Source organism: Gilvimarinus sp. 1_MG-2023, assembly GCF_030548285.1.
This window is the reverse complement of the sequence record NZ_JAUOSC010000665.1, coordinates 1-307: the sequence shown is the minus strand read 5'-3', so window position 1 is coordinate 307 and position 307 is coordinate 1. Positions and strand designations below refer to the sequence as shown.

The 307-nt window shown below is 55.4% G+C and carries 1 pseudogene; it reads left to right on the top strand.

What is annotated here, in order from left to right:
* Positions 1–307 (top strand): annotated as a pseudogene (locus tag Q4563_RS18535) (excinuclease ABC subunit UvrA); the annotation flags it as partial.

Below are 307 nucleotides of genomic sequence, written 5' to 3'. Positions count from 1 at the left end.
ATCCATCGAAACCTGTCTGGAACTCAGTGGTGGCCTGGCGCTGGTGACACCGATGGATGACGACGATGCCGAGCCGTTATTGTTCTCATCACAATTTTCCTGCCCTCATTGTGGTTACAGCCTGTCGGAACTGGAACCCCGGTTGTTTTCGTTTAACAACCCGGCTGGTGCCTGCACCACCTGTGATGGTCTGGGGGTCAAACAGTTTTTTGATCCGGACCGGGTGATTACCGACCCGAGCCTGTCGATTGGCGAAGGGGCCATTCGTGGCTGGGATCGCCGCAGCGTCTATTATTTTCAGCTGCTG